The sequence below is a fragment of the Enterovirga sp. CN4-39 genome (assembly GCF_049446235.1).
Taxonomy (GTDB): Bacteria; Pseudomonadota; Alphaproteobacteria; order Rhizobiales; family Beijerinckiaceae; genus Enterovirga.
Genome location: NZ_JBMSEF010000001.1, coordinates 60,872 through 72,975, shown reverse-complemented (window position 1 = coordinate 72,975; position 12,104 = coordinate 60,872). Strand labels below are relative to the sequence as shown.

The window sequence follows — 12,104 nt, the reverse complement described above, 5'->3', positions numbered from 1 at the left end:
TCGATGAACGCGCAGGCGACGCTCGCCCCCTCCCCGCTCCGGCGCAGCGACCGCGACGCTATCGCGACCCTTACGCTGGACCGCCCGCAGGCCCGCAACGCGCTCTCCGAAGGGCTGATCGCTGCGCTCACGGCGGAGCTCGACGCGATCGCCGAGGACCGGAGCGTGAAGGCCGTCATCCTCGCGGCGAACGGACCTGTCTTCTCGGCCGGTCACGACCTCAAGGAGATGACGGCCCGCCGCGCCGATCCGGACCGCGGCCGCGCCTATTTCGCCGATGTTCTCGGGCGCTGCTCAGCCATGATGACGCGCATCGTGCGCCTGCCGCAGCCGGTGATCGCGGCCGTGGAGGGCGTCGCGACAGCCGCCGGCTGTCAGCTCGTGGCGAGCTGCGACCTCGCGGTTGCGGGAGCCGAGGCGCGATTCTCGACCCCGGGCGTGCATATCGGGCTGTTCTGCTCCACCCCGATGGTCGCCCTCTCCCGCAACGTCGCGCCCAAGCATGCGATGGAGATGCTCCTGCTCGGGGAGATGGTTTCGGCCGAGGACGCCGCCCGGATGGGTCTGGTAAATCGCGCCGTCCCGGCCGGCGCCGCGCTGGACGAGGCGCGCCGGATGGCGGAGATCGTCGCCTCGAAGTCGACCCACACGGTGCGGATCGGCAAGCGGGCCTTCTATGAGCAGCGCGAGATGAACCTGGACGGTGCCTATGCCCACGCCTCGCGCGTGATGGTCGATAACATGCTCGCGCGTGATGCCGAGGAGGGAATCGGCGCCTTCGTCGAGAAGCGCCAGCCGGTCTGGGTCGGAGCCTGAGATGTCCGACGCACTCCCGGTCGCCGCCCCGCGGCATGAATCCTACCCCGACGAAGCCATTCGCGGGATCCTCAAATCCGTGAAGACGGTCGCGCTCGTCGGCGCGAGCAACAACCCGGCCCGGCCGAGCTTCATCGTGTTCAAGTACCTGCTGGAGCGCGGCTTCGACGTCATCCCGGTCAATCCCCGCCTGGCAGGCGGGGAGATCCTGGGCGTGAAGGCCTATGCGAGGCTGGCCGACATCGAGCGGCCGATCGACATGGTCGAGATCTTTCGCGCCTCGGCGGAAGCCGGCGGCGTCACGGACGAGGCGCTGAAGCTCGACCCGCTGCCGAAGGTCATCTGGATGCAGCTCTCGGTCCGGGACGATGAAGCGGCCGAGCGGGCGGAAGCCAAGGGCGTCCAGGTCATCATGAATCGCTGCCCGAAGATCGAGTACGGCCGGCTTTCCGGCGAGATCGGCTGGCAGGGAATCAACTCCCGCGTGCTCTCCGCAAAGCGCCCTGCCCTCTCGGGCAAGGGCTTCCAGAAGCTCACGATCGACCGGAAGCTCTGATCCCGTTCACCTCAGCTTGAACTCGGGCGCGCCCTGGATCTCGGCCTTGGTGGCGCGGATCTCGGCATGGCGAAGGGTTCCGCCGGGAGGCACGAGGATTACCGTTGCCGGTCCCCTCGGCTCCGGAGCGGTGACGGGCCCCGTTGCCGGATTGACGTTGCCCGGGGCGTCCGGCGGCGTGTTCAGGACTTCGCTGCTGATCTGGGCACCCGGCATCTGCTCGAGCACCCTCGGCGGCGTCGATTCCGGGCCGGTCTCCTTCGTGGGTGCCATGCTCGCACCGAGGTCGGATTGCCGGGCCACGTCGCCCGTGTTCCAGAGGACCTGGTCGAAGGGAACCGCGAGGTTCCGCTCGCCGATGCCCAGCAGCCCGCCGACCCCGATCACGACGGCGTGGACCTTGCCGTTCCGGTCGATCAGCAGGTCTTCCACCTCGCCGAGGCGGGTATGGTCCTGGCCGATGACGGCGATCCCCCGCGCCTTGGTCGCCCGGAAGGTGTTCGGCGCCTCCGTCAGGAACTGGCCATCCGCCGGGGCGCCCTGAGCAAGGGCCGGAGAAGCCGCGGCAAGCACGACGAGCGCTGCCCCGGCGAGTGACGACCTGATCATGATGTCCCCCAAGCCCGCAGGCATGTGGGGGAACAATGTTCAGGAGCCGTCCGGGTTCGGACCCCTGGTCACTCTGCCAGGTAGGCTCCGGCGATGCCGAGGAAGTCGGCGGCGACGAGGCTTGCGCCGCCGACCAGCGCTCCGTCGACATTCGCGACCGAGAGGAGCTCGCGCGCGTTGCCGGGTTTCACCGAACCCCCATAGAGGATGCGCATCCCCGCCGCCTCGGTTTCGCCGACGAGCGTGGCGAGGTCGCCGCGGATGCGCGCGTGCATCTCCGCCACGTCCGCGACCGTCGGCGTAAGGCCGGTCCCGATCGCCCAGACCGGCTCGTAGGCGATGACGACGTTCTCGGCCGTCGCGCCCGCCGGAATCGAGCCGCGAAGCTGGCCCGAGACGACGTCCAGCGCCCGGCCGCCCTCGCGCTCCTCGCGGGTTTCGCCCACGCAGACGATCGCCGTGAGGCCGCTCCGCCGGGCCGCCTCGGCCTTGGCGCGGACCAGTTCGTCGGATTCGCCGTGATCGGCCCGCCGCTCCGAGTGGCCGACGATCACGTAGGTCGCTCCGGAATCGGCCAGCATCTCGGCCGAGACGTCGCCCGTATGCGCGCCCGAGACCTTCGGATGGCAGTCCTGCCCTCCGACCGCGACCCGCGACCCGAGAGCGACGACCGCGAAGGTGCTGACGAGCGTCGCCGGCGGGCAGACGAGGAGATCGACCTTGGCGCGCATCTCGGGCGTGTAGCCCTCCATGACCTCGCCCAGCGTCCTCGCCGAGCGCTTCGTGCCGTTCATCTTCCAGTTGCCCGCGACGAGCGGCCGCGGCGAGGCCCTGTCCATCAATCTCCCCCTAAGCTTGGCGGGCGGCGTAACAGAGCCACCCGCCCGTCGCAACGCTCTGCCGCACCGGCCTTTTCCCGACAGCCTCCATACGGTATCGCGGCCGGATCGCGCGTGAAGGCAGGTCAATGCTCCAAGGCATCAACAGGATCGGACGAAGCTGGGTCGGCCGGGTGGTCGTCTCCATCCTGTTCGGCTTCCTCATCATCAGCTTTGCCATCTGGGGCATCGGTGACATCTTCCGCGGCCAGGTGCGCACGCAGGTCGCGACCGTCGGCAAGCAGGACATCACGGCCGACGCCTTCCGGACGGCCTACCAGAACGAATACCAGAGCCTGATCCGCCGCACTCGGCAGACGATCACGCCCGAGCAGGCGCGCGCCCTCGGCCTCGACCGGAACGTCCTGGCCCGTCTGGTCACCGAATCCGCGCTGGACCAGAAGGCGCAGCAGATGAAGCTGACCGTCTCCGACGGGCAGGTCGTCCAGGCCATCCAGAACGACCCGAACTTCAAGGGCCCGAACGGCCAGTTCGATCGCAACCAGTTCACCGAGCTCCTGCGCTCGAACGGCCTTTCGGAAGGCCAGTATGTCCGCGACCAGCGCGCGGTCTCGACCCGCCTGCAGATGGCCGATGCCGTGTCGGGCGGCGTCCCCGTCCCGATGGCGATGCGTGAGGCCGTCCATCGCTTCCAGAACGAGAAGCGGAACCTCGACTTCGTCGCGCTGACGCCCGCTCAGGCGGGCGAGATCCCGGCGCCGACCGATCAGCAGCTCCAGACATTCTTCGACGAGCGCAAGGCGAGCTACCGCGCACCGGAATACCGCAGCTTCAACCACCTCGTCCTGGACGCGGCGGCGCTGGCGAAGCCGGACGCCGTCAGCGACGAGGATGCGCGCCGCTACTATGACCGCGTCGCCTCGACCCGGTTCGGCACCCCCGAGAAGCGGAATGTCCAGCAGCTCGTGTTCCCGACCATGGAGGAGGCGAATGCCGCGAGCCAGAAGCTCAAGGCCGGCACCTCCTTCGAGGACCTCGCGAAGGAGCGGGGCGTCGACGATGCCACGCTCAACCTGGGCACCGTCACCAAGGGCGAGATGATCGATCCCGCGGCCGCGGAAGCCGCCTTCGGGCTGGCGGAAGGTGCCGCGAGCGAGCCGGTTGCCGGCCGGTTCGGGCCCGTCATCGTGCGCGCCGCCAAGATCGAGCCGGGTTCCCAGAAGCCCTATGAAGAGGTGGCGGGCGAGGTGAAGCGCGAGCTCGCCATGGAGCGCGCGAAGGACGAGATCGAGCGGGTCCATGATGCGATCGAGGACCAGCGGGCGGGCGCGAGGCCGCTGCCGGAGATCGCCAAGGAGCGTGGCCTCGCCCTCGGCGCCGTCCCGCCGATCGACCGCGGCGGACGCGACAAGGCCGGCAACCCGGTCGCAGACCTTCCCGAGCCGAATTCCCTCGTGGCGGCTGTTTTCCGTTCAGACATCGGCGCCGACAGCGAGGCGATCCGGCTCCCGTCGAGCGGCTACATCTGGTTCGACGTGACCGGGATCGAGCCGGCCCGCGACCGCACCCTCGCCGAGATCCGCGACCGCGTTGCGAATGACTGGAAGTCGGAGGAGGTGCAGCGCCGCCTGTCGGACAAGGCGCGCGAACTGGTCGAGAAGCTCAACGGCGGTGCGGAGCTCGCAGCCCTCGCCAGCGAACTCGGCCTGACCGCGCAGAGCGCGACGGACATCACCCGGAGCAATCCCCGGCCCGACCTCGATCGCCCGGTGGTCACCCGGGCCTTCGCTACGCCCGTGGGCAAGGCCGGCGACGCCGCCACGGACGCGGGACGGACCGTCTTCAAGGTCACGTCTGCCAGCGTGCCACCGCTCGTCACGAGCACGCAGCAGGCCGCAGCCGTCGAGGACCAGCTCCGCCAGGCTCTCGCCGAGGATCTGCTGGCCGAGTACTTCGCGGACGTGGAAAAGCAGCTCGGCGTGACGACCTATCCGGAGAACATGCGCCGGGCCATCGGCGGCGAGAGCTAGTCGCCCCGGATGCCGGAGTACCGTGACAGGGAGGCGTTCGGGCGGCTGCACGCGTCGGGCGAGCCGTTTGCCCTCTGGACGAGGCTGGACGGCGACCTGCTGACCGCCGTGGCCGCCTATATGAGGATCCGCGCGGCCCGGACCGGGCCTGCCTTCCTCCTCGAATCCGTGGAAGGCGGCGCAGTCCGGGGCCGCTACTCGATGATCGGGCTTTCACCCGATCTCGTCTGGCGCGCCCGCGACGGCGCGGCAGAGATCTGTCGCGAGGCCCTCGTCCGGCCGGAGGCCTTCGTGGCCGAGCCCGACGGCGCACTCGCGAGCCTTCGGCGGCTGGTCGCGGAAACAGTCTTCGAGCTGGAAGAGGGACTGCCCCCCATGGCGGCGGGGCTGTTCGGCTATCTCGGCTACGACATGGTCCGGCAGATGGAGAGGCTCGGCCCCGCCAAGGCGAGCCCCATCGGGGTGCCCGATTCGATCATGATCCGGCCGACCGCGATGGTCGTGTTCGACAATCTCCGGGACGAGGTCTCGATCATCCATGTCGTCCGGCCGGCGCCGGAGGCCGACACGGATGAAGCCTACGGCGCGGCAACCGCCCTGCTGTCCGAGTTGATCGCCTGCCTCGAGGCGCCGCTCGCCATCCCCGCCCCTCCCCGGCCCGAGACGGGCATCGGGGCGCCGGTCTCCAACATGGATCCGGCCGGGTACGAGGCGATGGTCGCGCGCGCCAAGGAGTACATCCTGGCCGGCGACATCTTCCAGGTCGTGCTCTCGCAGCGTTTCGAGGCGCCGTTCCCGCTTCCGGCCTTCTCGCTCTACCGGTCGCTCCGGCGCATCAACCCCGCCCCGTTCCTCTGCTATCTCGATTTCGAGAGCTTCCAGGTCGTCTGTTCGAGCCCGGAGATCCTGGTCCGGGCGCGCGATGGCCGCGTCACGGTCCGGCCGATCGCCGGCACCCGCCCCCGTGGGGCGACCCCGGCCGAGGACGAGCGCCTGGCGGAGGAGCTTCTGGCCGATCCGAAGGAGCGGGCCGAGCACCTCATGCTGCTGGATCTCGGCCGCAACGATGTCGGCCGGGTGGCTGAGCTCGGCTCCGTCGAGGTGACGGACAGCTTCTTCATCGAGCGCTACAGCCAGGTCATGCACATCGTGTCGAACGTCGAGGGGCGGCTGCGGCCGGACCGGGACGTGCTCGACGCGCTCGTCGCCGGCTTCCCGGCCGGCACGGTGTCGGGTGCGCCGAAAGTCCGCGCGATGCAGATCATCGATGAGCTGGAGCCGGACGGCCGCGGGCCGTATGCCGGCTGCATCGGCTATTTCGGGGCGGACGGGCAGATGGACACCTGCATCGTGCTGCGCACGGCGGTCGTGAAGGACGGCCGCATGTATGTGCAGGCCGGCGCCGGGATCGTGCACGACTCGAACCCGGCTTCCGAGCAGCAGGAATGCGAAAACAAGGCCCGGGCGTTGTTCCGGGCCGCGGAGGATGCCGTCCGCCGGGCCGGCCTGACGAACTGAGCTGCCCCAGCGGCGTCCCGGCGCCCGAGAAGATCTAGAGGCTGCCGCCGCGGCTCGCGATGGCGGCCTTGATGCCCTGGATGAGTGCGGTCGGGGTCGTGCCGATCGCGTTCAGCCCCGCCTTGGTCCCCCAATAGACCGCGATCAGGATGATCGGGACGAGGATCCAGCCCAGGACTTCCTCGAACATCTGCCGCCGCCGGCGGCGCTCCCAGCGCTGCTCGCGCCAGCTCTTCCGGTGCCTCTGGGGACGGGCGGGTGCCGCGTCCTGCCCGTCGTCGGCGAAGCTCGGCGCCGCAGCCGCCGTCGTCGCCCTGCCGAGCGAGCCTCCGACGCGGAAGCGCATACGCGACCAGGTCCGGCGCAGGCGGCGCGCCGGCTCACCCGCTGGAGCCGCCGGTCGCTCGTCCGGGACGATCGCAAAGTCGATCCCGCTACTCTTTGCAGTATCAGCCATCATGCCCTGACGAGTGGCACCTTCGGCACTGTGCGGACGCCGCCGTTGCCGTTGCCGCCGGAGCCCTTGGGCTTCGGTTTCGGCGCCTTCTTAGCAAAGAGCTTGGGCTTGCGCTTCGGCTTCTTGGCCTCGACGACCTTCTCGGGCTTCGGCGTGACCGGCCCTTCCGGATATTCGAAGGCGAGGCTCTGCTTGCCGGCCTCGTCCGACTGGACCACGACGCGCACCGCGCCGCCGTTCTTGAGCTTGCCGAACAGGACCTCGTCGGCGAGCGGCGTCTTGATCGTCGACTGGATGAGGCGCGCCATCGGGCGTGCGCCCATCGCCTCGTCGTAGCCGTGCTCGCACAGCCACTCGCGCGCTTCGTCCGAGAGCTCGATGACGACGTTGCGGTCCGCGAGCTGCGCCTCGAGCTGCAGGACGAACTTGTCGACCACCTTGGCGACGACCTCCTTTGGCAGCCGCCCGAAGGAGATGACCGCGTCGAGCCGGTTCCTGAACTCGGGGGCGAACAGCTTGTTGATCGCCTCCGTGTCGTCGCCCTCGCGCTTGTTCTGGGTGAAGCCGTAGCTCGCCCGCGCGAGGTCCGCCGCCCCGGCATTCGTCGTCATGATGATGATGACGTTGCGGAAATCGACCTGCTTGCCGTTGTGGTCGGTCAGCTTCCCGTGGTCCATCACCTGCAGGAGGATGTTGAACAGGTCGGGATGGGCCTTCTCGATCTCGTCGAGCAGCAGCACGCAATGCGGGTGCTGGTCGATGCCGTCCGTCAGCAGACCGCCCTGGTCGAAGCCGACATAGCCGGGAGGCGCGCCGATGAGGCGGCTGACCGTATGCCGCTCCATGTATTCCGACATGTCGAAGCGGAGCATCTCCACCCCGAGCGAGGCGGCGAGCTGGCGCGCGACCTCCGTCTTGCCGACGCCCGTCGGGCCGGCGAAGAGGTAGGAGCCGATCGGCTTCTCGGCGTCGCGCAGGCCGGCGCGGGCGAGCTTGATCGCCGATGTGAGCGCCTGGATCGCGGTTTCCTGCCCGTAGACGACGCGGGCGAGGTTCGATTCCAGGTTGGAGAGCACCTCCGCATCGTCCTTGGAGACGGTCTTCGGCGGGATGCGCGCCATCGTGGCGATCGTGGCCTCGATCTCCTTGATGCCGATCGTCTTCTTCCGGCGATGCTCGGGCACGAGCATCTGCGAGGCGCCGGTCTCGTCGATCACGTCGATCGCCTTGTCCGGCAGCTTCCGGTCGTTGATGTAGCGCGCGGAGAGCTCGACGGCCGCCTTGATGGCGTCCCCGGTGAAGCGGAGCTTATGGAACTCCTCGTAATACGGCTTCAGGCCCTTCACGATCTCGATCGTGTCCGGGATGGACGGCTCGTTCACGTCCACCTTCTGGAAGCGGCGGACGAGCGCGCGGTCCTTCTCGAAATACTGGCGGTATTCCTTGTAGGTGGTCGAGCCGATGCAGCGCAGCGTGCCCTGGGCGAGCGCGGGCTTCAGCAGGTTGGAGGCGTCCATCGCACCACCGGAGGTCGCACCCGCGCCGATCACGGTGTGGATCTCGTCGATGAACATGATGGCGTTGGGATGCGCCTCGATCTCCTTGACGACCTGCTTCAGCCGCTCCTCGAAATCGCCGCGGTAGCGCGTCCCGGCCAGCAGGGTGCCCATATCGAGGGAGAAGACGGTCGCGTCCTCCAGGACCTCGGGGACCTCGCCGCGCACGATCTTGCGGGCCAGCCCCTCGGCGATGGCCGTCTTGCCGACGCCGGGATCGCCGACCAGGAGCGGGTTGTTCTTCTGCCGCCGGCAGAGGACCTGGATCGTCCGCTGCACCTCGGATTCGCGCCCGATGAGCGGGTCGATCTTGCCCTCGCGGGCCTTCTTGTTGAGGTTGACGCAGTAGGTTTCCAGCGCCTCGCCCTTCTTCTTCTGGCGGGACTCGTCGTCCCCGGAGGGCCGCTCGGTGGATTCGTCCTCGGTGCCGCGGGCGGGCCTGCTCTCGCCGAGGCCGGGGCGCTTGGCGATGCCGTGGCTGATGTAGTTGACCGCGTCGTAGCGCGTCATCTCCTGCTCCTGCAGGAAATACGCGGCATGGCTCTCCCGCTCGGCGAAGATCGCGACCAGGACGTTCGCGCCGGTCACCTCTTCCCGTCCGGAAGACTGGACGTGGATCACCGCCCTCTGGATGACCCGCTGGAAGCCGGCCGTAGGCTTCGAATCCTGACGGCCATCCGTGACGAGGTTGACGAGTTCCGTCTCGACATATTCGACGAGATTGCGCCGAAGCGCATCGAGTTCGACGTTGCAGGCCCGCATCACGGCCGCGGCATCCTGGTCGTCGATGAGCGCGAGGAGCAGGTGCTCCAGCGTCGCGTATTCGTGGCGCCGCTCGCCGGCAAGCGCCAGAGCGCGATGGAGTGCCTGTTCCAGGCTGCGAGAGAAGCTAGGCAAGGTGCCCCTCGGGTTCGAGTAACACTACTTCTTTTCCATGACGCACTGAAGGGGATGCTGGTGCTTCCGTGCGAAGTCCATCACCTGTGTCACCTTTGTCTCGGCGACCTCGTAGGTGAAGATGCCGCACTCGCCGACCCCGTTCTGGTGGACATGGAGCATGATGCGGGTGGCGTCCTCTCGCGACTTGTTGAAGAAGCGCTCGAGCACCAGCACCACGAATTCCATGGGGGTGTAGTCGTCGTTGAGGAGGAGAACACGGTAGAGGTTCGGGCGTTTCGCCCGAGGCTTCGTCTTCGTAATGATCGCCGTGCCGCTGCGGTTGTCATCCCCGCCGGCCGGCCCGGAGCCTGCTCCGGTGATGCTGAATCGTTGTGAGCCGCTGCGCCCGCTCATGCCCGCCCGACCGATAACCTTTCGTTCAGGGATAATTCGCACGCGCCCCTGGCCGGCCCTGGTCGACTCCCCTCGACAGCCAATCTAGGTCGCCTACCCGCGCCCCGCCAGATGCCGCGCCGTCTCGACGCATACTCGCGGCCATTTCGGCGGGAGGCAAGAGCACGGCTCGCTCGCCGAAGGCAGGCACAAACGAAAACGCCCGGCAGAGCCGGGCGTCATGAACTCGTCTTGGACGAGGTCGGTTTAGGCCGTGCGCGCCTTGGCGACGAGGCCTTCCACGGGGGCGTAGGACTCCTTCGCGGTGGCCGCGGCGAGCTCGCCCATCTTCGTTGCCTGCGACACGAAGCCCTCGAAGGCCGTGCGGACGTATTCGCCCTGGATCGCGACCGCAGTGTCGAGCGTGCGGGCGCTTGCCAGCTTCTCGACGGTCGAGCTGCCCTGCTCGAAGGAACGCTTCACGTAGTCGGCCGTCTCGACCGCGGCGGACTGCACCCCGCGCGAAAACGCCCCGAAGGACGTCATCGCTGCGTCCAAGCTGTCTTTCCCAAACTTCTGAAAGTTGTCGAACTGGATCATGGTCGCTCCCCGGCCCGCGTCGGACCGTTAGTGCTTGCGATCAGGCCCTCCAAACCGGCCGGCCACCTCGCTTTTATGCGCTGCACAAAATTAAGTCAACAAACTTTTGTGCAGCGCAACATGGGACGGATTTGAAGCGTATTTAACCCATCCGTAACTGCGTCCACCTAGCGTTTCCGAATGTGTCGTGCCGGCCACCTCTCCCTGTACCAGGAGGTGATCCGGCCAGGTCAGCCGACGAGTTCGGGGACGGATGATCATGATGTTGCGTTGCGTCGGTAAGCGGGGGAGGCGCGCTGTCGTCCTGGCGAGCATTGTCAGCCTCGCCGCCTCGTTGTTGATGACGGGGGACGCGGAAGCGCGGAGCAAGAAGAAGCAGACGCGCAAGAGCCAAAAGGCTCACGTCGCGCGCTCCTCGGGCGGCGGCTATTCTCCGCCCTTCTCGGCAATCGTCGTCGACGTCAATTCGGGCCGCACGATGTATGCGGTCGATGCGAACGAGCCGCGTCACCCGGCATCCGTCACGAAGGTGATGACGCTCTACATGCTGTTCGAGCAGCTCGAGCGCGGCACGCTCTCGCTGGACAGCGAGCTGAAGGTTTCGGCGCGTGCCGCCGCGATGGCGCCCTCGAAGATCGGCTTCCGGCCAGGCGAGACGATCGCCGTCGAGGACGCGATCAAGGCGCTCGTGACGAAATCGGCCAACGACGTTGCCGCCGCGATCGCCGAGAACCTCGCGGGCAGCGAGGAGGAATTCGCCGAGCGCATGACCCGCAAGGCGCGCCAGCTCGGCATGAACCGCACGCTGTTCCGCAACGCCTCCGGCCTTCCCGATCGCGAGCAGATCACCACGGCGCGGGACCTCGCCATCCTGGGGCGGGCGATCCAGGAGCGCTTCCCCCGCTACTACAAGTTCTTCCAGACCCGCAGCTTCAACTATGCCGGCAGGACGATCGGCAACCACAATCGCCTCCTCGGACGGGTGGAAGGCGTCGACGGCATCAAGACGGGCTTCACGAACGCGTCCGGATTCAATCTCCTGACCTCGGCCAAGCTCGACGGCCGGCATGTGATCGGCGTCGTGCTCGGCGGAAAGTCGGGCAAGAGCCGCGACAACATCATGGCGAACCTCATCCAGACGAACCTCGCCAAGGCGTCCACCGGTTCGGGTTCGTCGCGGTTCGCCAGCCGCGACGAGGACGACGTGCCGGAGCCGCCGCGCGCGCGCCTCGCCTCGGCCGACATCGAGAGCGCGGCGAGCACCACCGCCTCGATCCGCTCCAACCGCCCGCTCGAGCTGATGCGGCCGGCCGTGGCGACCGCCCCGAACGGCGCGGCCACCACCACCCCGAGCTCTCGGCCGTCCTCGATCGAAGCCGCGGCCCCAGCCGCTTCGTCCGGATCGCAGAAGATCGAGGCCCGCCTCCCGCTCATGCCGGCCGTGCCGGCAGTGCCCGAGCCGCCCGCCCGCGTCGAGGTCGCCGCGAAGGCCGAGCCGGCCCAGGCGAAGCGCGAGCCGACGGCGCGTCCCGCCGCCATCACGCCGTGGGTGATCCAGCTCGCCGCCGAGGGTGACGAGCGCCAAGCCCGCGCCGTTCTCGACGAGGCCAAGTCGCGCTCCGGCCGGGTCCTCGCGAAGGCCGCTCCCTTCACGGAGAAGGTGAGCCGTGGGGGCGCAACGCTCTACCGGGCCCGCTTCTCGGGCTTCTCCGAAGCCGACAGCGCACAGGAAGCCTGCCGCGCGCTGAAGAGAAGCGGCTTCGCCTGTTTCGCGACGAGGAGCTGATCTCCTCCCTGAAGCGTCTCGGGCCGGCGGCCCGGGGCAGAGAGTTCCGACACCGGTCCGTTCGA

11 protein-coding genes are annotated in these 12,104 nt (G+C 68.3%); 5 read left to right on the top strand and 6 right to left on the bottom strand.

Annotation, left to right across the window (positions count from 1 at the left end; all coding sequences use genetic code 11):
• Window positions 1-3 precede the first annotated feature (3 nt).
• Both ACO2SS_RS00345 and ACO2SS_RS00340 read left to right on the top strand, forming a co-directional pair.
• Window positions 4-816: an enoyl-CoA hydratase gene (locus tag ACO2SS_RS00345; protein WP_423275576.1), complete on the top strand. Its 813-nt coding sequence runs from the start codon at window positions 4-6 to the stop codon at window positions 814-816.
• 1 nt (window position 817) lies between these two features.
• Window positions 818-1,372 carry a CoA-binding protein gene (locus ACO2SS_RS00340; RefSeq protein WP_423275575.1) on the top strand — a complete coding sequence of 185 codons (555 nt, stop codon included), beginning with the start codon at window positions 818-820 and terminating at the stop codon, window positions 1,370-1,372.
• Window positions 1,373-1,378: 6 nt separating this feature from the next.
• Here the strand turns inward: ACO2SS_RS00340 and ACO2SS_RS00335 are convergent, their stop codons facing one another.
• Entirely contained in the window at window positions 1,379-1,981 is a 603-nt protein-coding gene (locus tag ACO2SS_RS00335; RefSeq protein WP_423275574.1) for a PRC-barrel domain-containing protein, read from the bottom strand.
• A 68-nt stretch (window positions 1,982-2,049) separates the two neighbouring features.
• Window positions 2,050-2,820, bottom strand: coding sequence for a triose-phosphate isomerase (gene tpiA / locus ACO2SS_RS00330; protein ID WP_423275573.1), 771 nt, complete (start codon window positions 2,818-2,820; stop codon window positions 2,050-2,052).
• A gap of 128 nt (window positions 2,821-2,948) precedes the next feature.
• On the opposite strand from tpiA, the gene ACO2SS_RS00325 reads away from it, so the two are divergent.
• Window positions 2,949-4,850, top strand: coding sequence for a SurA N-terminal domain-containing protein (locus tag ACO2SS_RS00325; protein ID WP_423275572.1), 1,902 nt, complete (start codon window positions 2,949-2,951; stop codon window positions 4,848-4,850).
• 9 nt (window positions 4,851-4,859) lie between these two features.
• Entirely contained in the window at window positions 4,860-6,368 is a 1,509-nt protein-coding gene (trpE, locus tag ACO2SS_RS00320) for an anthranilate synthase component I (RefSeq protein ID WP_423275571.1), read from the top strand.
• Window positions 6,369-6,402: 34 nt separating this feature from the next.
• On the opposite strand, the gene ACO2SS_RS00315 is transcribed toward trpE, so the two are convergent.
• The 4 genes from ACO2SS_RS00315 to ACO2SS_RS00300 form a co-directional block, all read right to left on the bottom strand.
• Window positions 6,403-6,828, bottom strand: coding sequence for a hypothetical protein (locus tag ACO2SS_RS00315; protein ID WP_423275570.1), 426 nt, complete (start codon window positions 6,826-6,828; stop codon window positions 6,403-6,405).
• Window positions 6,825-9,278: an ATP-dependent Clp protease ATP-binding subunit ClpA gene (gene clpA, locus ACO2SS_RS00310; protein ID WP_423275569.1), complete on the bottom strand. Its 2,454-nt coding sequence runs from the start codon at window positions 9,276-9,278 to the stop codon at window positions 6,825-6,827. The genes ACO2SS_RS00315 and clpA overlap by 4 nt, the downstream gene beginning before the upstream one ends.
• 24 nt (window positions 9,279-9,302) lie before the next feature.
• Window positions 9,303-9,674, bottom strand: a complete 372-nt coding sequence (gene clpS / locus ACO2SS_RS00305; RefSeq protein ID WP_423275568.1) for an ATP-dependent Clp protease adapter ClpS — start codon at window positions 9,672-9,674, stop codon at window positions 9,303-9,305.
• 246 nt (window positions 9,675-9,920) lie between these two features.
• Window positions 9,921-10,253 carry a phasin family protein gene (locus ACO2SS_RS00300; RefSeq protein ID WP_423275567.1) on the bottom strand — a complete coding sequence of 111 codons (333 nt, stop codon included), beginning with the start codon at window positions 10,251-10,253 and terminating at the stop codon, window positions 9,921-9,923.
• A gap of 259 nt (window positions 10,254-10,512) precedes the next feature.
• Between ACO2SS_RS00300 and ACO2SS_RS00295 the strand changes: the two genes are divergently transcribed.
• On the top strand, window positions 10,513-12,039 hold the full coding sequence (locus ACO2SS_RS00295; protein WP_423275566.1) for a serine hydrolase: 1,527 nt from the start codon (window positions 10,513-10,515) through the stop codon (window positions 12,037-12,039).
• Window positions 12,040-12,104 lie beyond the last annotated feature (65 nt).

Coding starts and splice junctions, on each gene's coding strand:
- ACO2SS_RS00335 (WP_423275574.1), bottom strand. CDS start 1,981: ATGATCAGGTCGTCACTCGCCGGGGCAGCGCTCGTCGTGCTTGCCGCG.
- ACO2SS_RS00300 (WP_423275567.1), bottom strand. CDS start 10,253: ATGATCCAGTTCGACAACTTTCAGAAGTTTGGGAAAGACAGCTTGGAC.
- ACO2SS_RS00315 (WP_423275570.1), bottom strand. CDS start 6,828: ATGATGGCTGATACTGCAAAGAGTAGCGGGATCGACTTTGCGATCGTC.
- tpiA (WP_423275573.1), bottom strand. CDS start 2,820: ATGGACAGGGCCTCGCCGCGGCCGCTCGTCGCGGGCAACTGGAAGATG.
- ACO2SS_RS00345 (WP_423275576.1), top strand. CDS start 4: ATGAACGCGCAGGCGACGCTCGCCCCCTCCCCGCTCCGGCGCAGCGAC.
- clpS (WP_423275568.1), bottom strand. CDS start 9,674: ATGAGCGGGCGCAGCGGCTCACAACGATTCAGCATCACCGGAGCAGGC.
- trpE (WP_423275571.1), top strand. CDS start 4,860: ATGCCGGAGTACCGTGACAGGGAGGCGTTCGGGCGGCTGCACGCGTCG.
- ACO2SS_RS00295 (WP_423275566.1), top strand. CDS start 10,513: ATGATGTTGCGTTGCGTCGGTAAGCGGGGGAGGCGCGCTGTCGTCCTG.
- ACO2SS_RS00325 (WP_423275572.1), top strand. CDS start 2,949: ATGCTCCAAGGCATCAACAGGATCGGACGAAGCTGGGTCGGCCGGGTG.
- ACO2SS_RS00340 (WP_423275575.1), top strand. CDS start 818: ATGTCCGACGCACTCCCGGTCGCCGCCCCGCGGCATGAATCCTACCCC.